General features: G+C 52.9%; 1 protein-coding gene. It reads right to left on the bottom strand.

Annotated features, from left to right (window positions below; all coding sequences use genetic code 11):
* On the bottom strand, positions 1-934 hold a 934-nt coding region (locus KDK13_RS12755), incomplete at its 3' end, for a hypothetical protein (RefSeq protein ID WP_257285351.1).
* Between the last annotated feature and the right edge of the window lie 137 nt (positions 935-1071).

Raw genomic sequence — 1071 nt, 5'->3', positions numbered from 1 at the left:
TTGAAACAGAGCAATCGATAGCCGTTATGCCGTTGACCTCACTGTGTTCATTTGCTACAAACCCGGCACCAATACCGGCAGCTGCTAAATTATTCGTTGTGTTGACATGGCTATTCAGGGCGACAAGCCCACTGACCTGGCCATTAGCAGGCGGGTGCAATCTGCCCACCTGCCCACCGCCAATGGCACCATTCCCATTTTTTCCAGTAGTTGTGACCTGACTGTTGACGACAGTGAGTTGTTTTATCCGGCCAGTGACCAGCCCTCCACCGATAGCGGCTGAAGCAGAGTCTCCTGTGCTGGTAACCTGACTGTCTGCAACGGTCATGCGCTCAATGTCACCATCAACCCATCCTGCCCCGGCTCCGGTATAGGTGTTATGCCCTGAAGTAGTGACTGAGCAGTCAACAATCTCAATGTCTTTCAGAACGCTTTGTTCACCCTGTAACCCGGTAATTACCCCAGCGGTGCTGGCTGCGGATTTACCCCCTTGCCTGGTTGAAACGTTGCCATGTTCAACCCGAACACCACTGACGACAGATCCACCGGACATTTCACAGGCCAATACGGCAGAGTGCTGTTTGTCTGGTTGATCAATGGTGGTATTGGCAATACGCAGGTTCTTAACGTGGGCCCCGAACCCGAGTTCATAGAACAAACAGTCCTTCAAATCGCTTATGGTATGGCACCCACCGTCGTAATAACCCTGAAATGGCGTAGTGTCATTGCCAACCGGAACACTGGTGTTATGGCTGAAGCTGCGCTTCTGTTGATAATAGGCGTCCATGGGAAAGCTGTCATTACGCCCGATTTTGCCCAGTGTTGCACTATCTTCAACGGGTATCGGGTTGTTCCTGGCCCCGGGCCTTCCTTCTGCTGGCAGGGCCGCAGCCCCTGCCAGCCGGTCCATCGCCATCAGGGTGGCGGTTGCCATGGCCGGACCTGATACCCGGCTTGTTGTGCTGGAAGCGGTTGCCGGCTTGCCGGGCTTTTCATCTTCCTTTTTTTTATCAGTGACCTTTTGCGAAGAGTGTTTTGACACATTTTCTGAACCATGGGTTGGCTCTTTAT

Origin of the sequence: Endozoicomonas sp. SESOKO1 (genome assembly GCF_024606265.1) — a bacterium.
GTDB lineage: Bacteria > Pseudomonadota > Gammaproteobacteria > Pseudomonadales > Endozoicomonadaceae > Endozoicomonas.
Note: the sequence above shows the minus strand (reverse complement) of the source record. Positions and strands in the feature narration are given on the sequence as shown.